Origin of the sequence: Pseudothermotoga elfii DSM 9442 = NBRC 107921 (assembly GCF_000504085.1) — a bacterium.
Taxonomy (GTDB): Bacteria; Thermotogota; Thermotogae; order Thermotogales; family DSM-5069; genus Pseudothermotoga_B; species Pseudothermotoga_B elfii.
This window is the reverse complement of the sequence record NC_022792.1, coordinates 1,606,338-1,625,328: the sequence shown is the minus strand read 5'-3', so window position 1 is coordinate 1,625,328 and position 18,991 is coordinate 1,606,338. Positions and strand designations below refer to the sequence as shown.

General features: G+C 39.7%; 15 protein-coding genes and 1 tRNA gene. 14 read left to right on the top strand and 2 right to left on the bottom strand.

Annotation, left to right across the window (positions count from 1 at the left end; all coding sequences use genetic code 11):
- Window positions 1–29: 29 nt before the first annotated feature.
- Window positions 30–1,475, top strand: a complete 1,446-nt coding sequence (locus TEL01S_RS07880) for a TldD/PmbA family protein (RefSeq protein WP_028843857.1) — start codon at window positions 30–32, stop codon at window positions 1,473–1,475.
- Window positions 1,472–2,803, top strand: a complete 1,332-nt coding sequence (locus TEL01S_RS07875) for a TldD/PmbA family protein (RefSeq protein ID WP_028843858.1) — start codon at window positions 1,472–1,474, stop codon at window positions 2,801–2,803. Before TEL01S_RS07880 ends, TEL01S_RS07875 begins: the two co-directional genes overlap by 4 nt.
- Window positions 2,804–2,828: 25 nt before the next feature.
- Here the strand turns inward: TEL01S_RS07875 and TEL01S_RS07870 are convergent, their stop codons facing one another.
- Entirely contained in the window at window positions 2,829–4,577 is a 1,749-nt protein-coding gene (locus TEL01S_RS07870) for an NAD+ synthase (protein WP_012003569.1), read from the bottom strand.
- A 133-nt stretch (window positions 4,578–4,710) separates the two neighbouring features.
- Here TEL01S_RS07870 and TEL01S_RS07865 point away from each other — a divergent pair.
- The 5 genes from TEL01S_RS07865 (at window position 4,711) to TEL01S_RS07845 (ending at window position 9,820) form a co-directional block, all read left to right on the top strand.
- Window positions 4,711–4,786 (top strand) — tRNA-Thr (locus TEL01S_RS07865).
- A gap of 26 nt (window positions 4,787–4,812) precedes the next feature.
- Window positions 4,813–6,156 carry a tRNA lysidine(34) synthetase TilS gene (tilS, locus tag TEL01S_RS07860; protein WP_012003568.1) on the top strand — a complete coding sequence of 448 codons (1,344 nt, stop codon included), beginning with the start codon at window positions 4,813–4,815 and terminating at the stop codon, window positions 6,154–6,156.
- Window positions 6,153–8,033 (top strand): ATP-dependent zinc metalloprotease FtsH, encoded by a 1,881-nt coding sequence (gene ftsH, locus TEL01S_RS07855; protein WP_012003567.1) that lies wholly within the window; start codon window positions 6,153–6,155, stop codon window positions 8,031–8,033. The genes tilS and ftsH overlap by 4 nt, the downstream gene beginning before the upstream one ends.
- On the top strand, window positions 7,990–8,391 hold the full coding sequence (locus TEL01S_RS07850; RefSeq protein WP_012003566.1) for a thioesterase family protein: 402 nt from the start codon (window positions 7,990–7,992) through the stop codon (window positions 8,389–8,391). The genes ftsH and TEL01S_RS07850 overlap by 44 nt, the downstream gene beginning before the upstream one ends.
- Window positions 8,375–9,820: a B12-binding domain-containing radical SAM protein gene (locus TEL01S_RS07845; RefSeq protein WP_012003565.1), complete on the top strand. Its 1,446-nt coding sequence runs from the start codon at window positions 8,375–8,377 to the stop codon at window positions 9,818–9,820. The genes TEL01S_RS07850 and TEL01S_RS07845 overlap by 17 nt, the downstream gene beginning before the upstream one ends.
- Before the next feature lie 287 nt (window positions 9,821–10,107).
- On the opposite strand, the gene TEL01S_RS07840 is transcribed toward TEL01S_RS07845, so the two are convergent.
- Window positions 10,108–10,962 (bottom strand): BadF/BadG/BcrA/BcrD ATPase family protein, encoded by an 855-nt coding sequence (locus TEL01S_RS07840; protein WP_012003564.1) that lies wholly within the window; start codon window positions 10,960–10,962, stop codon window positions 10,108–10,110.
- Between the two features lie 99 nt (window positions 10,963–11,061).
- Between TEL01S_RS07840 and TEL01S_RS07835 the strand changes: the two genes are divergently transcribed.
- Genes TEL01S_RS07835 through TEL01S_RS07805 form a run of 7 tightly spaced genes read left to right on the top strand, consistent with a single transcriptional unit; the run spans window position 11,062 to window position 18,991 of the window.
- On the top strand, window positions 11,062–12,834 hold the full coding sequence (locus tag TEL01S_RS07835) for an ABC transporter substrate-binding protein (protein ID WP_012003563.1): 1,773 nt from the start codon (window positions 11,062–11,064) through the stop codon (window positions 12,832–12,834).
- Between the two features lie 45 nt (window positions 12,835–12,879).
- Window positions 12,880–13,848, top strand: coding sequence for an ABC transporter permease (locus TEL01S_RS07830; RefSeq protein WP_012003562.1), 969 nt, complete (start codon window positions 12,880–12,882; stop codon window positions 13,846–13,848).
- A gap of 12 nt (window positions 13,849–13,860) precedes the next feature.
- Window positions 13,861–14,946 (top strand): ABC transporter permease, encoded by a 1,086-nt coding sequence (locus tag TEL01S_RS07825; protein ID WP_012003561.1) that lies wholly within the window; start codon window positions 13,861–13,863, stop codon window positions 14,944–14,946.
- A complete protein-coding gene (locus tag TEL01S_RS07820) occupies window positions 14,943–15,917 on the top strand; it encodes an ABC transporter ATP-binding protein (RefSeq protein ID WP_012003560.1) in 975 nt (324 codons plus the stop codon). Before TEL01S_RS07825 ends, TEL01S_RS07820 begins: the two co-directional genes overlap by 4 nt.
- Window positions 15,914–16,882: an ABC transporter ATP-binding protein gene (locus TEL01S_RS07815; RefSeq protein WP_012003559.1), complete on the top strand. Its 969-nt coding sequence runs from the start codon at window positions 15,914–15,916 to the stop codon at window positions 16,880–16,882. Before TEL01S_RS07820 ends, TEL01S_RS07815 begins: the two co-directional genes overlap by 4 nt.
- Before the next feature lie 4 nt (window positions 16,883–16,886).
- Complete coding sequence (locus TEL01S_RS07810; RefSeq protein ID WP_012003558.1) at window positions 16,887–17,918, top strand: serine hydrolase domain-containing protein; 1,032 nt, start codon at window positions 16,887–16,889, stop codon at window positions 17,916–17,918.
- Window positions 17,897–18,991 carry an anhydro-N-acetylmuramic acid kinase gene (locus TEL01S_RS07805; protein WP_028843859.1) on the top strand — a complete coding sequence of 365 codons (1,095 nt, stop codon included), beginning with the start codon at window positions 17,897–17,899 and terminating at the stop codon, window positions 18,989–18,991. The genes TEL01S_RS07810 and TEL01S_RS07805 overlap by 22 nt, the downstream gene beginning before the upstream one ends.

Sequence of the window (18,991 nt, the reverse complement as noted above, 5' to 3'; positions counted from 1 at the left end):
CTCTTCAGTTTACGGAGGGAGGTTAGATTGTGCAAGAAAAACTACAGAAAATTCTGCAATATCTCACAAACAAGGGGGCGAGATATGCGGATGCAAGGTATGAAGAGCATCTTCAGCAGGAAATTTTTGTTGAAAATGGAACTCTGAAAACATTGACTAACAATTTCAGCGCAGGAACAGGTGTTAAAGCACTACTAAAAAACGGATGGGGATTCGCTGCTACTGATGAGCGAGGAGATTCTGCGCTCGAGCGAATAGCGGATGAAGCTTTGGAAATAGCCGAAGCTTCGAACAAACGCGCTAATAAAGAGGTAAAGCTTGCCGAGGAACCTGTGCACAAAGATAAATTTAGATCTCCTTATGAGAAAGATCCTTTTGAAATTTCTGAAAAAGAGAAAATTGAACTTCTCAGGCATGCCACCTTAAAAGCGAAAGAAATTGAAGGCGTGATTAGGGCGACGGGATCAATGTTTTTCAAGAAGATCAGGAAATTGTTCGTGAGTAGCGAAGGTTCTGTAATTGAACAGGAGATAGTTATTTCCGGAGCAGGTATTTCTGCCCAGGCAATAGGCGAAGGAGGTTTTCAAGCAAGGTCGTATCCAACAAGCTTTGGTGGAGATCATTCAACAAAAGGCTGGGAGTTTATACAGAAAATGAATTTGATTGAACATGCACCAAAGATTGCCCGTGAAGCTGTCGAACTTGTGAATGCGCCGGAGATAGAGCCGGGGGAATATGACGTGGTGATCAGCGGAAATCAGCTTGCCCTGCAGGTACATGAATCCTGTGGCCACCCTGTAGAGCTTGACAGAGTCATGGGTTCAGAGTTGAGTTTTGCTGGCGGGAGTTTTCTGAGCCTTGAGAAATTGAATAAACTGAGGTATGGTAGTGATTATGTCACAATTACTGCTGATGCAACTATTCCAGGTGGACTTGGTAGTTTCGGTTATGATGATGAGGGTGTTGAAGCACAGAGATCATATATAGTGAAAAATGGGCTTTTTGTTGGTTATTTGATGGATAGACAGACTGCGGCAGAGATAGGATTGAGATCTAACGGTGCAGCAAGAGCTGATAGCTGGTCTCATTTACCTATAATAAGGATGACAAATATAAATCTGATGCCAGGAAAATACACGCTGGAAGAACTCATTTCCGGTATTGATTATGGATTTCTGCTGGATACAAACAAAAGCTGGTCGATAGATGATCTGAGATTGAATTTTCAATTTGCTACAGAAATTGCCTATGAAATAAAATCGGGTAAGCTTACCGGGAGAATTTTCAAAAATCCAGTATATTACGATATAACGCCGCAGTTCTGGAATAAATGCGACGGAGTGGCCAATGAGGATTTTTGGCACGTTTGGGGTGTACCAAATTGCGGTAAAGGTCAACCAATGCAGGTTATGCATGTTGGCCACGGAACATCGCCTGCAAGATTTAGAAAAATAAAGGTAGGTGTTCGAAAATGAGAGGGGAAAATTTTTACAGAAATTTCTTTAGATTGATGAATGAACATTTTGTCGATATTAAATTTCTTGCTGTCATTTCGAATGTCGAGTCGGCTCTGACCAGATTTGCAAACAGTAGAATCCATCAGAATGTTTTTGAAAGAAAGAATAATGTGAGCGTCCTTGCCACAAAAGATAATAAAGTTGCGATTGCCACAAGCAACGATTTAACCACATCAGGCTTGAGATCTATCAAAGAAAAACTTCAAGGAATGCTTGAAAGTTCAACGCCTCTGGATTATCAATTTAAGCTCCCGGAGCCAACGATAGGTTATCCATTAGACAATGTTACAGAAGATGCAAAAAACTTTTCTCCCGAAATGCGGGCTTCTATCTTTGATAAAATTCTTCATGCTTGCGGTGAAGATATTCAAGCTTTTGGCTATGTGAGTGACAATGTAACGGAAAATTCGGTCATATCTTCGAATGGGATGTTTATCTATCATGCTTACTCAAGTTTTAGTTTTAATTTTGTAGCTGTAAAAGATTCTGCTAGTGGATACGTTTCTTCTTCGGCAAAAAATATTGCCGATCTCGATGTTGAAAAAAAGGCTCAGAGAGCGGTTGAGTTTGCAAAGATGTCTGGTGAATCCATTGAGATTGAACCAGGGCTTTATACGGTTATACTTGGCCCTGAAGCGGTGGCTGATCTTTTCTTTTATTTCTCCTATGTGTGCACAAATGGGTATATGCACGAACTTAAAATGAGTCCATCAACAAGATTTCTGGGGCAGAAGATTGGTCCAGATGATTTGAATGTTTACGATGATCCTTTTCATCCTGTACAAATACCATTTGCGTATGATCTGTGTGGCAAAAAGAGAGAAAAGACACCTGTTATTGAAAATGGTATTTTCAAGAATGTGTTTTATTCACATGGGGCTGCTCTGAGATTCGGCAAAAGCCCTACAGGGCACACGATTTCACTTGAAGATATGGATTTTGCCATGCCAGTTAATCTTGTTGTTGAGGGTGGTGACAGTTCGCTGGAAGATATGATTGCGCAAACGAAAGAAGGAATATACATAAACAGATTCCATTATATGAACGTTGTGGATCCGTATGAAGCCATGTTCACTGGAATGACAAGAGATGGGACATTCCTCATAGAAAATGGGCAGCTTACCAGGGCTGTTAAAAACATGAGATTTAACGTCAAATTCTTTGAGTTTACTCAAAACATTGAGGCAATATCAAAGCAAATAGAATCAACAAGCGGGGAGTATTTCCCGGCAGTTGCTCCTTTCATGAAAGTAAGAAATTTCAACTTTACTTCCAAAACGGCTTAAAACAATAGGGCGACCTCTGTCGCCCTTATTTGTCCTCCCATTCGCGGAACTGGTTTGTTATCGGTAATCGCCGGTCTTTTCCAAAAGCTCTGTAAGTTATTTTTGGTCCGGGTGCTAATTGCCTTCGTTTGTATTCACTGCTGTCGACCATCCAGGCTACCTTTCTCACAGTCGTCTCGTCATATCCTGCTGGTACAATTTCCGAAACACTTCGATCGTCTTCAACATACGCTTTTAAGATTGAATCAAGCAGCGGATATGGTGGCAATTTGTCCTGATCCACCTGCCCAAATCTGAGTTCAGCGCTTGGCGGTTTTTCAAAAACTCTTTGCGGAATAATTTCTTTCTGGGCTTTCTGATTAACATATTCAGATAACTCGTAAACAAGAGTTTTATAAACATCTTTTAAAACCGCAAAACCCCCTGCTGTATCTCCATAGAGCGTGCAGTAGCCTGTGCTGCTTTCACTTTTGTTACCAGTTGTCAATACAAGCCATCCAAATTTGTTGGATAATGCCATCAATATTACACCTCGAATGCGAGCTTGTATATTCTCTTCGGCCACATCGAAAGGTAAATCACCGAAAACTGGCTTCAAGGATTTCAGGAAAGTTTCGTAAATTTCATTTATGGGTATAACAAGATAGCGTATGTTAAGGTTTTTTGCAAGAAGCTCGGCATCCTCGAGGCTGTGTGTGGATGAATATGGACCCGGCATAGAAACGCCTGTAACATGATCTGGCCCCAGGGCATCAACAGCTATACAACAAGTTAGAGCGCTGTCAATGCCTCCGCTTAAACCAATCACAACATTTTTTATGCCATTTTTTTTGAGATAGTCTCTGGTTCCAAGGACCAGAGCGTGATAAACTTCAGCAACTCTTGGTAAGGGATTCTCGATGCGGCTTTTGATATCAGGTTTATTTTCAATCGGTTCAAATGGTATATTTACTATGTTGAGTTTGGCAATTTCTTGAGACCAAACGCGCTTGTCCTGTCTCCTTCTTGGATCATGGAGCCTTGATCTTTCGATACCAACCAGATCGATATCACCGATTAAGAAATCTTCCTCAAATTGCTTTGCCCTTGATATGATTTCTCCCTGTTCATTTACTATTAAGCTTGCTCCATCGAAAATAAGTTCATCCTGTCCACCAACAAGGTTGACATATGCGATAGCAGCAAGGTTATCATTGGCACGCACAGCAAGCATTCTTTCTTTCCAAGAAAGTTTTCCAGAATGATATGGTGAAGATGAAATATTCAACAACAGATGAGCATCACCAAGCAGGGCCTCTATTCGAGCTGGTCCACCCGGATACCATATATCTTCGCAGATGGTCACGCCGATGCGAGCATTGCAAAAAGATATCACTAAAGCTTTGTCACCATGTTGAAAATACCGGAATTCGTCGAAAACACCATAATTTGGTAGATAATTTTTTCGATATACTGCAACAATACTACCATTATTAAGCACAGCAGCGGCGTTAAAAATATCGCTGTTTTCATCTACAAAGCCTACGACGGCTATCATGGATTTTGGAACGTACTTTGCTATTTTTTCCAGTGCTTTTTTGTTCTGATCTATGAAATGTCTTTTGAAAAGTAAGTCTTCTGGTGGATAACCTGTTATGACAAGCTCGGGGAAGGCAACAACATCTACTGAAAATTGCTGAGCCAGTTCGAGTTTTTCAAGGATTTTCTCAACATTTCCCTCTATATCACCCACAGTAGAGTTGATCTGAGCCAATCCAACCCTCAAGGTATTCATTATTTCACCTCCGTCTTTATTAAGAGTATATATCAACAACATCTTTTCGTTCAGTACATTATTTCTGGAGTGAAAGATCAATACTTGATTTTTTGGCACTGTGTTTGTATAATGTCATTGTGGAAATTGGCGAGCCAGCGTAGCTCAACCGGCAGAGCGGCGCATTCGTAATGCGTAGGTTGGGGGTTCGAGTCCCTTCGCTGGCTCCAGATATCTGGATTTAGAAGGTGCTGTCGTGCCTCTCGATGAATTTGAATTTAGTGTGTTGAAGACCATTCAGACTCATCATCTGATCTTTCCCGGCCACAAAGTATTGGTTGCCCTCTCTGGCGGAATGGATTCGATGAGCCTCCTGAACATCTTACTGAAACTTCGACAAAAGCTCAACTGCGAAATATTCGCAGCTCATTTGAACCATATGATAAGAGAAAACGCTATCAGAGATGAGCAATTTGTTTATTCTTATTGTAAAAAAGCAGGAGTTAAAATCTTTGTTGAACGCTTTGATGTGCCAAAATTTTGTGCAGATAGGAAAATAGGAATCGAAGAGGGGGCAAGAGCTGCGAGATATACGTTCTTAAACAGGATTGCCCATGAAAATGGGATAGATTTGATTGCGCTGGCGCATAATTTGAATGATCTGGTTGAAACTATTCTCTACAGAATTGTTCGAGGTACGGGCCTGTCTGGAATTGTGTGTATGAAACTTAAAGATGAAAACAAAATAAGACCACTTTTATATTTTAAAAGGGAGCAAATAGAGGCATACATAAAGAGAAACAATATTCCATATGTGCAAGATGAAACCAATTTTAACCTCAAATACAGTAGAAATTATATAAGACACCGCATTGTTCCAGCTTTAAAGTTGCTTAACAGCGATCTTGAAAATGCATTTTCACAGGTGCATTTTTCTGGTATGATGCTCGAAAATCATGTGAAAAGGCTTATCAAAAAGTATTCTGAGAGAATATTCAGATGTGGAAAGCGAATAATTTTCGACTCAAAAGATATGGATGAATTCGAGATAATTGAACTGGTGAAATATTGTGCTGGTCAAATGAATGTTGATTTGAACTACAGGCAAATACAGCTTGTAGTTTCCAAGCTTAATGAAAATTCGTGGAGTATTGATTTATCTGAAGATATAGCGATTAAAAAAGGTTTCGATTTTTTCAGCATTGAAAAAAAGTGCAAATTTATGAATATCTTGAAAGTAGGCAAACCAGGTGTTTACAAATTCAATGACTGGACTTTTGAGCTTTCCAGTGAGGTAAAATCAAATGAGTATGTTTTTATTCATGATCAAGGAGGTGTCTGTATCAGGAAAAGAAAAGCTGGTGAAAAAATAGCAGGTGTAAAAATGAAAGATATGATGATTGATTCGAAAATCCCTGCATTTTTGAGAGATGAAATGCCAGTTGTGTGTACTATAGATCGAATAATCTGGGTTCCATATGTATACGTAGACAGATGCTTCAAAGAAAGGAAAGAAGATTCTCTTGTTTTAAATTTGCTGCAAAATCCATACAGTTGTATACTTGAATTGAGAAAGGACGAAAGGAGGAAAATGGTTTGAATGGAAATCGACCAAATTATATATCTTTGATATTTGCTGCACTTGTTATCCTGTCATTATTTTGGCTGGTTCGATCTTTTTATTTTGACACATCAGCACCTTCAAAGATGAGCTTCAGCGATTTTATTCAGATGGCTTATGAAGAACCAACCAGAATAGCAGAAGTTGTTGTGAGAGACGATGGAATACTCAGAGTAACGACAAAAAGAGGAGAATATTATGAAATATACGCACCGTGGTTTATGCAGGATTCAGAAACCATAAAAGTTCTCAGTGAAAAGGGTGTGAGAGTAACTGGTGAAAAGGGTGTGAGCAGTTCTTTCTGGGTGAATGTTATAGGAAATGTCATATTCATAGGTTTTCTTCTGTTTATGTTCTTCTTCATGATGAGAACTATTTCGGGCAGAAACAATCAGGCTTTCACCTTCACGAAAAGCAGGGCTCAGATGAACAGACCTGGTCAGGCACGTGTAACTTTCAAAGATGTAGCCGGGGTAGATGAAGCGGTTGAAGAATTGAAGGAAACAGTTTTGTTTCTGAAAGATCCGGGTAGATTTTCAAAAATTGGCGCCCGAATGCCAAAGGGAATTTTGCTTGTTGGGCCCCCTGGTACCGGAAAAACTCTACTTGCAAGGGCAGTTGCCGGTGAAGCAAATGTACCGTTTTTTCACATAAGTGGTTCTGATTTTGTCGAATTATTCGTCGGTGTTGGCGCTGCACGCGTGAGGGATCTGTTCAACCAGGCAAAAGCAAATGCTCCCTGCATAGTTTTTATAGACGAAATAGATGCAGTTGGTAGACACAGGGGCGCTGGACTTGGCGGAGGACATGATGAGAGGGAACAAACTCTTAACCAGCTTTTAGTTGAAATGGATGGCTTTGATGTTCGGCAGGGTATAGTAGTTATGGCTGCGACAAACAGACCGGATATACTCGATCCGGCTTTGCTCAGACCTGGGAGATTCGATAAGAAAGTTGTGCTTGATACTCCGGATGTCAGAGGAAGAGAAGAGATTCTGAAAATTCACGCGAGAAATAAACCTATTGCTGAAGATGTGGATATAAGAGTTCTTGCACAGAGAACAACAGGTTTTGTGGGAGCAGATCTTGAGAATCTGGTTAACGAAGCAGCTTTGCTCGCAGCAAGAAATGGAAGAGATAAAATAAAGATGGAGGATTTTGAAGAGGCAATAGATAGAGTTATCGCTGGTCCAGCGAGAAAATCTCGGGTTATAAGTCCCAGAGAAAAAAGGATAGTTGCTTACCACGAAGTTGGTCATGCAATTGTTTCGAGCTTGTTGCCGAATGCTGATCCAGTCCATAGAATATCTATCATTCCTAGGGGTTATCGTGCTCTGGGTTATACACTTCAATTACCGGCTGAAGATCGATATCTTGTTACTAAGCAGGAGTTGCTTGATCAGATAACAGGTTTACTTGGTGGCCGAGCTGCGGAGGAATTGATCTTTCAAGAGGTCACAACTGGAGCAGCTTCAGATATTGAAAGAGCGACAGAACTCGCAAGAAGAATGGTTTGCCAATTTGGCATGAGTGATAAACTTGGTCCGCTTTCATGGGGAAAGACCGAACAGGAAATATTTCTTGGAAAAGAACTGACAAGGATGCGCAATTATAGTGAAGAAGTTGCAAGTGAGATAGATGAGGAAGTTAGAAAAATTGTTACGGAAAGCTACGATAGAGCCAAGGAGATACTCACAAAATATCATAAACAACTTGATGAGCTGGTAGAGCTCTTACTTGAAAGAGAAGTGCTTGAAGGTGAAGAATTGAGAAAAATCCTCAAAACTGAACTTGGCGAGGAGATGGTGAACCATGACAAACTTAGAGCTGCTGCGGGGTCAGAGCAAGACAGTTGAAAGAGTTGTTGACGAATCCTGCCTGTGGAATGAAGATCAGGAGATGGCAATGTTTTCTTATGCCAGTACTTCTGGACTTAGTGCTTTAGTGTTTCATGTTGCTTATGAAATGATTCAACCATTTCTCGATGAAAACGAGGTGTCTGTTGTTATAGCTGCAGATGTAAGACATATTTCACCAGTTCACGTCTCAGAACGACTTGCAGTTGGCGTGAAAGTGATTGACATACAGGATAACAGAATAAAGATGCGGGGAGTTATTATGAAAGGTGAATCAAAGGTCCTGGAAATGGAGTTTGTCAGAGCAGTTGTGTCAAGAAACTACCTCAGGAGGATTTCTATTGAGAAGACCACGTGATAGTAAATCTTTTCGCGAGTTTGACATTGTCAGAAAGTTTAAACTGAGTGAAAAGAATGTTGAAAAAATTGATTTGAAGGGCGACCTGAGGGTTGCCCTAATTTTTCCAAATTCGTATAATGTCCTGTCTTCAAGTCTCGGATTTAACATAGTTTGGAAACTGTTCAATAAAATTGAAAATGTTAGATGTGAAAGATTCTTTTATCATGATGATTTCGTTAAATTCTATTCTATAGATTCTCTGACACCACTCGACGAGTTTCCAATATGGGCTTTTGCGGTGAACTTTGAAAACGATTTGTTGAATATTATTTCAATCCTTAAAAAGAAATCTGTTCCAATACGAAATATAGATAGAAGACCATTTGACCCTCTGGTAGTTTTTGGTGGCGCTTTGACATATACGAAACTCCCTGTGTTTGATATTATTGCAGATGTGATTCTTCACGGTGATTTTGAACCAATGGTTGAAAATTTGGACTCAGTTCTCGAATATATTTCACGCGAAAAATTGGTTGAGAAAATGGCTGAGCTTCATTTTGCATCTGTGCCTGTTTTAAGAAAAAAGGAGTCAGAAATCTCAAAAATAAGCGATTTGAATCTTACCATTCCAGCCAGTCCGATTATTTTCTCGCACGGAGAATTCAAAAATAGATTGCTCATCGAAATAGAACGTGGATGTGTATGGAATTGTAATTTTTGCATGATGGGCGCTTTGAGAAAGCCGGCAAGGTTTCTTAATATAGAAACTTTAAAGAGGCTAATCATGCATACAGAAACCTGTTCTGTCGGATTGATTGCATCAAATGTGACAGATTACCCGTGGCTCGAAGAAATGTTATCTTGGCTCGAAAAAAATAGTATAAAAGTGTCTGTTTCTTCTCTAAGGCTTGACAGATTGAGTAAGCGATTCGTCAGTTTCTTGAAGCGCAGTCAACATGCTTTCACGATTGCTCCGGAATCTGCAAGTGAAAAGATAAGGAAAATTCTTGGAAAGAACTTCACTGACCAGCAGATAGAAAGCGCATTAGTAGTAGCTTCCGAGGCTGGTTTCAGAGAAGTTAAAATGTATTTCATGTATGGATTTGACGAGGAAGAAGAGTCTGATTTGAAGAAAATCGGATGGTTCGTCAGGAAAGCAAAGCGCATGGGCTACAGAGTAAAAATCTCTGCAAATCCATTTATCCCAAAGCGTGGAACATTTATGCAGAACAGAAAAATGCAGGATTTGAGAGTTCTAAAAGAGAAAGAGAAAATAATAAAAAATACTGTTCAACATGATGCCTCTGTTGTTTTTGAAAACATTGATCTTTCTTTTATTCAGTATACAATAAACAGTGCTGAAGGAGATATGTTGCATGAATTGATCCAGAACTTTGAAAACGGCGAAAAATTGAAATTCATAGTGCAAAAGCTGGCGTTCAAATAATATTTGCTTACAATTTTGAATTGATATCAAAAAATTTCACTGACAAAGATTTTCACAGCTTTACCATCCACCTAAGGAGGTGGAGGTTTCCTGTTTCACTGGCCAGGCTTGCTACCAGGGCTGTGTTTCCAATTGTAGAGGTCCAATCTCTACAGGCGTGAATGGGCTATTCCTGCCCTGCTTTTATTGTATACCGAACCAGATATTCATCAACTGCTATTCATCCTCACAGAAGATGGAGATGAACTGCAGAATCTTTGTTGAAATTTTTCAGAACATATATTGAATTAATAGCTTCCCAGTAAAAAATGAGACTTGACGGCGAGTAGCAAATCGATATCTCTTTCGATTTTGCGGGTTTCTATATTTTTAAAATGATCAGCAAAATTTTGATAGAAGTAATCCATACTGAACATGCCTCCATGTACATAAAGCTTTTTGGAATTCACTTTTGAGATTATGTGGAAGGTCCTTTTGGCGAGGACCTCTATTTCTTCTTCTATGATTTTTTTTGATAGCGGAGTTAGCTTCATGTGCTTTGTGAAAGAGGCTATTTTTTGCTTGAAATCATTGTATCTTTGAAGCTCCACAAGATCTTCTATTTTTTTTGCTCCGTAGAAACTCAATAGTTGATCAAAAATTGGATCGTAATCTATGAGCTCGTCTCTGTAATTCAACGCCTGTCTAATCAACTTGCAAACTATACTGAATCCTCCTCCTTCGTCATCAAACAAATGTCCCCATCCTCCTGCCCTGAAGATATTTTTACTGCTGTCTATTCCCATGACAATTGATCCTGTACCAGCTATGACTACGGTTACAGGCTTCCCTTCGTAACATGCCCAGAGGGCTGCTTCAGCATCTGTGAAGATCCTTATTTTAGCATTGGGAAAGCATTTATTCAAAACCGCAAGCAGGATTTTTTTTCTTTCCTCACTTCCAGCGCCAGAAAATGCTGCCCTTATCTCGTCAACCTCTCCTGACCAGCCTGCAACTTCTGCTATAGTTTCCTCAAGTTGCTTTTCTGAAATTGCAGAAAGGTTCGTTCCTTTGCTGAAAGTAGCTCTTTGAAGAACCTCTCCATTTCTCACGAGGGTCACCTTTAAAGTTGTTCCTCCGCCTTCGATCGAAAGTATTTTCATGTTATCTCCTCCATTTGATTATTTCTTTCTTCTGTGATATTATACCTTCTGGGAAAATTAGTATTATTATCAATACATTATTTCTGGGAGGTGTTCCTCATGAAAAGGGTCTTCATTTTTCTGTTATTGTTATGTGCTGTTCTTCTAATGGCTACCGAGTACTTTGTCGAAGATGCGGTTCTCACACCAGATTCAAATCCAGAAATTGGAGGCACCTTGAGGCTTGCTTTATCATCCACACCTGAATCTTTTTTGCTTTATGGAACACTTGATTCTGCTGCATATACGGTAGTTATGGGACCAATGTTTTCTACGCTTGTAGAAATGCATCCTGTGACGAACGAGATCAGACCTGCTCTGGCAAAATCCTGGACTGTGTCAGAAGATGGCAGGGAGGTTACATTCAAAATCAGAGAGGCTTACTGGTCTGATGGCACAGCAATCACGTCAGATGATGTAATATTCACCTTTGAGTATTTCGTGATGAATAGCTACGCACGCGGAAACTCTGTTGCCAGATTCACCATACCTGATGAAAAAGGTGAGAACAAACCTATAATCTGGCAAAAGATTGATGATAAGACCGTGAAAGCGATTTTACCTTCCTCCTATGGTCCATTTTTCACAGTGTTGTCGCATGTGTATATTTATCCGAAGCATAAACTTGAACCTTTGATTGACAAGAACGATCTTGGTTCGGTAAACAAACTGTGGTTGTCCAATACAGATCCAAAAGAGATAGTTGTTAATGGTCCTTATAAGCTCTCGCAGGTTATCACCGACCAAAAAATCGTTTTGGAAAGAAATCCATATTACTGGAAAGTTGACAGATTTGGAAACAGATTGCCATACTTTGACAGGGTTGAATATCTGATTGTAAGAGATGCGGAAGTCAGACTTGCGAAATTCATGGCAGGAGAGATCGATTTTATGGCGATCTCATCGAAAGATTATCCAATGTTGAAACAGCAAGAGCTCACAGGCAAAGCACCGTATAAAGTTTATGCAACTCAACCAAACCAGGCCACTCCAAGCCCTATACACATCTCGTTTAATTTTGATGTAGATGATCCACAGCTCAGAGAACTTTTTAGAACGCTTGAATTTAGAGAAGCCATGGAATATGCTCTGAACAGAGAAAGAATTATAGATGAAGTTTTCGCTGGACTTGCGATACCAGATGCGGGATTGATGCTTCCTTCAAACAAAGCTTTTTATAATCCAAAAATCGAGGAACTTCTCAGACCTTATGATTTGAAAAAGGCCAACGAGTTGCTTGACAAAATTGGTTTGAATAAGAAAGATAAAGATGGTTATAGACTGTTTTCGAATGGTAAAAGAGTAGAATTTAACCTGCTTGTGCAGAGTTCTCCACAAGAGTATCAGGATGTTGCAGTTATATTTGCTCAGGATCTCGAAAAAATCGGAATAAAGGTGAATTTACAGATACTGGATTCTTCTCTGGTTGGACAAATGTTTGGTGCTGGCAATTTCCAAGCTGGTGTCAGGGCATTTGGTAACCAGCCAGATCCGCAGCTAAGAAAAGCGATATGGCAACCAGGAACACAACTCTATTACTGGCACTACTCAACGATGGATAAGACAAAAACACCACCACAGCCTGTTTTCGAGAACATGTTCGATTGGGAAAAGAGAATCTGGGAACTGTTTGAAAAAGGTCAGGTTGAGATGGATCCAGCAAAAAGAAAAGTGTATTACGACGAATGGCAGGAACTTTATCATGTATATCTTCCTGTAATATTCGTTTGCAAGGGCATGAACATATGGGGTATAAACAACACCCTTGGAAATGCAGGCCTTACAGATGAAGGAATGATAGTGTTCACTGTCTGGACTGCATACAGGAAATAAGATAGCTTCCCCCGGGTCGGGGGAAGCTTTTTTGGAGGACTTGTCATGTGGTCATTCATTCTCAGGAGAGTATTGATAATGATTCCAATGATGTTTTTAATATCTATTGTGTGTTTTGTTGTGACGGAATTACAACCTGGGGATTTTCTGTCTCAGTATCTTGAAAATCCGAGGATATCACCTGAACAGATAGAGTCTCTGCGAAAAGAACTTGGACTTGATAAACCTGCATATGAAAGATATTTTATGTGGATAAAAAATATTGTGTTGAAAGGTGATTTTGGTTATTCTTTTTCTTATCAAAGACCTGTTGTTGAGTTAATATGGGAAAGACTTGGATGGACAGTTGCAATAGCCTTGTTTACCATAGTTTTTCAATGGTTGATAGCAATTCCAATGGGGATCTATTCTGCATTTCATCCCTACACTGCTGGCGATTATACCTTAACCGTTGTGGGTTTCATAGGTCTTTCTATACCTGAGTTTTTCATGGCGCTTGTTTTGATGTACCTGATACTCAAAGTAGGCGGCACAGCAGTTGGCGGGCTTTTTTCCCCACAATTTATAGGTGCTCCATGGAGCTGGGAAAAATTTGTGGATTTACTCAACCACATCTGGCTTCCAGTAATCGTCGTGGGGGTCAGTGGGCTTGCTGGTTTGATGAGAATAATGAGAGGAAACATGCTTGACATAATGGGATCACCCTTTGTCACATCACTGAGAGCAAGGGGATTAAGTGAGAAAGTTGTGAAAAGGCATATTATCAAAAATGCGCTGAACCCACTTGTCAGTATCGCTGGCATGGAATTGCCTAATATATTCAGCGGCACAATAATTGCTTCTATTGTTTTGAACCTGCCTACGATTGGTCCATTTTTTTACAACGCGCTGTTAAATCATGATCAGTATCTCGTTATGACATTTTTGATGTTTATAGCACTGATAACCCAAATTGGAAATCTATTAGCGGATATTGCCCTTGCAGTACTTGACCCGCGTATCAGGGTTAGTTGAGGTGAAAACTGCATGACAACGTGGAAAAGAGTACTTTCTCAATTTAAAAAACATAAACTCGGCGTGATAGGTTTCTGGATTTTGATTGTGATGTATTTGCTTGTTATATTTGCTGATTTCATTTCCCCATACAATTACAAAGAAACACACAGTAGATTCACAAACGCTCCTGTAACAAGGATACGAATAATCCACAATGGAGAGTTAAGATCACCTTTCATTTACGGTTTGAAAAAAACAAGAGATCCTGTAACTTTTATGGTTAGATATGAAGAGGATAAAACAAAGATTTATCCGATAAAATTCTTCGTCCGTGGTGAAAAATACAGATTTTGGGGGCTATTTGAAACAGATATTCATCTTTTTGGCATTCAAGCAAGTTCATCTGAAGCGATGCTCTTGCTCTTCGGTGCTGATAGATTTGGCAGAGATCTTTTTTCAAGAGTTTTGATGGGTGGTAGAGTATCACTCACTGTTGGCCTTGTTGGAACACTTATAAGTGTTGTAATCGGGGCTATTATGGGTGCCATATCTGGCTACTATGGCGGATGGATAGATGTTCTGATACAGAGATTTATAGAATTACTCAGATCTTTTCCAAGGATACCTCTCTGGCTTGCGCTTGCAGTAATTCTTCCTCCAAGCTGGCCGAGTACGTGGGTGTATTTTGGTATAGTAGTGGTTCTGTCCCTCATCGGGTGGATGGGAGTTGCAAGAGTGGTAAGAGGGATGGTGCTTAGTTTGAGAGAAAAAGAATTTGTTTTGGCAGCCAAAGTTGCAGGGGTATCCGATTTCAAAATTATAACAAGACATCTTATTCCAAACATAATGAGTTATCTCATAGTTGTTTCAACCCTTTCCATACCTGGAATGATTCTTGGTGAAAGTGCGATAAGTTTTCTTGGGCTTGGTATAAAAGAGCCAATGACAAGCTGGGGACTCTTACTAAAGCAGGCTCAATCTCTTTCAACTTTATCGACAAGCCCGTGGCTTTTAATACCGGGTATTTTTATAATGATTTCTGTTCTTGCCTTCAATTTTGTTGGAGATGCGCTCAGAGATGCACTTGATCCATACAGGGTGGTTGAAAAAATATGAAGAAAATTCTGCAGATTGAAAATTTAAAGACGTATTTCAGAACACCTGATGGAATCGTGAAAGCTGTGGATGGAATCTCATTTCACTTAAATGAGGCAGAAGTACTTGCTTTGGTTGGAGAATCTGGTTGTGGAAAATCTGTCACAGTTATGACTATACTTGGCCTTATTAAATGCCCACCTGCAATCGTGCAGGGAAGTATCAGATATGGTGAAATAGATTTGTTGAAACTTTCTAACGAAGAATACAGAAAAATCAGAGGAAAAAAGATTTCGATGATTTTTCAGGAACCCATGTCTTCTTTCGATCCTCTTTACACAGTTGGAAAACAAATGATGGAAGTTGCCATGGCACATCTTAATTGCAATCCAGATCAAGCCAGACAACTTTGTATAGATATGCTCAAAAAAGTACAGATACCCCTCGCAGAAAAAAGATTCGATGAGTATCCACACGAGATGAGCGGAGGGATGCTCCAGAGAATAATGATAGCCATGGCATTGTTGACAAATCCAGATGTATTGATAGCAGATGAGCCAACTACGGCTCTGGACGTCACTATTCAGGCCCAGGTTCTAAACCTTTTTAGGGACCTTCAAAGCACTTATAGAACATCTGTAATTTTTATAACCCATGATCTTGGGGTTGTCGCAGAATTGGCAAACAGAGTGCATGTTATGTACGCTGGAAAAATAGTAGAACGTGCGACAGTCGAACAAATTTTTAAAAGTCCAAAACATCCTTACACCAAAGGTTTATTGCGATCCCGCGTTAGAAGAGAGTACAAAGGAAAATTGCTGCCATATGTGCCCGGCTACGTCCCAAGTGCTACAAATTTTCCGAAAGGTTGTAGATTTCACCCGAGATGTGAGTATGCGAAAAATGTATGCATAGAGCAGGAACCACCTGAATTTTTCATTGACGGAACGGGTGTTTCGTGCTGGTTGTATGCAAGGAGCGATGAAAAGTGATCATTTCCTTGAAAAAAGTGAAAAAATATTTTCCAATAAGATCCGGGGTATTTTTGCAAATCAGTGGATGGGTAAGAGCGCTTGAAGAAATAGATCTTGAGATATGTGAAAACGAGACAGTTGGTGTTGTGGGTGAATCTGGCTGCGGGAAAACCACACTTGGTAGAGTTGTTGCAAAGATTCTTCAACCCACTGCCGGTGAGATAAATTTTTCCGGGGTCGATATTTCGAAAAAATTACCAAGACAGATTGAAAAGACTTTCAGGCGGAGTGTTCAGATGATCTTTCAAGATCCATTCAACTCACTTGATCCAAGAATGACTATTGCAGATGTTGTTAAAGAACCGTTAGAAGCGCATAATGTTTTTTCTTCTAAAAAAGAGCAGGAAGAATACATACGGGAATTGCTTTCAAAGGTTGGGTTGCATGGAGAGTACCTTTCCAGATATCCACACGAGTTTTCGGGTGGTCAACGCCAGAGAATAGCTATAGCACGCGCCATAGCACTCAAGCCAAAGCTAATAATATGCGATGAACCAACCTCGGCGCTTGATATATCTGTCCAGAGTCAGATAATAAATTTGCTTCAACAGTTGAGAGAGGAATATAAAATGTCTTATTTATTCATATCACACAACCTTGATGTGGTATATCACATGAGCGATAGATTGATAGTTATGTACTTAGGGAATGTGGTTGAGTGTGGAGAAGCAAGAGAAGTTTTTGAAAATCCGGTTCATCCTTATACGAAAGCATTGATGGAATCTACACCAAGCTGGAATCCGGAAGAAAAAAGGCTGTCCAGAATAAAACTCTCAGGTGAACCACCAAGTCCTGTTAATCCACCTGAAGGATGTCCATTTTCTACAAGATGCCCGGTTAAAATTGAGCGATGTGAGAAAGAAAAACCAGTATTACTCGGAAATAATCAACACAAAGTTGCATGTTTTATAGGTGAGGTGTGAAAAAATGGGTGAATTACAGCGCGTTTTTCGAAATGTTGATAGAATCGTTGAATCTGGTTTGAACAAAATTTACCCCGGATGTGTTGTGTTGATAGCAAGACCAGGCGAAATACTTTATAAAAATGCATATGGGACACTGGATTTTGAAAGAAAAACGAAAATTGATACGATCTATGATCTTGCGAGTGTGACAAAAGTTGTTGCAACTACAACAGCTGTTATGAAACTTTTCGCTGATGGATTCCTTCATTTGAGTGATACAGCCGGAAGGTTTTTGAATGTTGAAAAGCCAAAGGGAGATATAACAATTTTTCAATTTTTGACACACACATCTGGCATGCAGCCATACTCCGATTTATGGAGATTTTTGAATGGAAGAGAACTTCTTGAAGAAATAATAAGGATTCAACCTGTCAGCGAGCCGGGGAAAAGAATAGTTTACTCCTGCTTGAATTTTATAACATTGATGGCGATAGTTGAAAAAGTTGTGGAAATGCCGTTTGATAAATTTGTATATGGTATTTTTGATTCCCTTGGAATGAAGATTACCAGATTTTCCCCAGGATTTCACGAAAACATAGCCCCAACATCGATCAGAGACGGTAAAAGATTGATTGGTATGCCTGACGATGAACTTGCATATTACATGGGTGGTGTAAGTGGTAATGCTGGATTGTTTTCCAGTGTGGAAGATTTATATATTTTCATGGATTCTTTGTTATCAGGTAAGATAGTTCCTATGAACGTAGTTTCATTATTTACCCAGAAAATTGTTGAGGTAGGCGAGGGCAAAAGACACATAGGCTGGATGTGCCCGACAAGTGGTACGAGCAGCGGAGATATGCTTTCTGAAAAAGCTTTCGGTCACAGTGGGTTTACAGGAACAACTATTTGGTGCAGAGAAGACGGTCTGTTTGTAATTTTCTTGACAAACAAAGGATTCATAAAGAGGCACGAAGATGAAATTACGAGAATCAGAATATTGCTTCACAACGCTGTGTTCGGAGGGATAGAATGTACTGGGCCGATTTTTTGAAACTTTTAGATAAGAAAAAAAGAACTATTGCAGGATTGATGTCTGGTACAAGTGCAGATGGATTAGACATCGCCGTTGTTTCTTTTGATGGGGCATCGAGGGAAACGAAATTCAAGCTGCTGGATTTTAGAAGCTTCGACTATCCTGAAACATTCAAAAAGAGGATTATTGAAACCTACGATCCTTCAAAAAGTACTGTGAAGGATGTAACTTTCATGAACTTTGAGATAGCCAGAATTCATGCCGCTATGCTAAAGCAACTGTCCCAGGAAATTGATGCGATAGGCTATCACGGCCAGACTGTTTATCATCTTCCGGAAAATGGAGCAACTCTGCAAATAGGTGAAGCTGATGTAATTGCAGTAGAGACAAATCTACCAGTTATTCATTCTTTCAGAACAAAAGATGTTGCTCTGGGTGGTGAAGGAGCCCCTATAACTGCTTATTTTGACTGGGTGTTCTTTAAGAGACCACATACAGTTGTTTTAAACATAGGAGGAATTGCTAACATTACTTACATAAATGATGTAGTTTTAGCTTTCGATACAGGTCCTGGAAATTGCTTGATAGATTTGTATGTTAAAGAAAGTTTTGGGATACTTTTTGATAAAGATGGTGAACTTGCCAGAAGAGGGAAGGTAGACGATAAAATTTTGCATGAATTGATCCGCAGAGATCAGGAATATTTGAATAAAAGACCACCGAAAACTACTGGAAGAGAATGGTATAACGAGAGATTTATAGAAGGCATTGAAAAAGGAAGCTTCGATGTTTTAAGAACTCTGACTTATTTTACTGCGTTCTGCGTTCATGAAAATATGAAAAGATATCTTCCAGAGGTGGAAAGAATATATGTTTTCGGTGGTGGAGCTTTTAACAAATTGCTGCTGGAAGATCTCATGAGATTTGGTTACAGGGTTTTTGTACCAAACAGAACATTCGCAAAAGCCAGAGAAGCAATCTGCATGGCGTTGCTCGCAAATGAATTTTTGAATGGAGTTACCACAGGTATGCCATCTGTTACCGGCGCAAAAAGACCAGCTGTGCTCGGTAAAATAGCCTTTCCGTGGTAA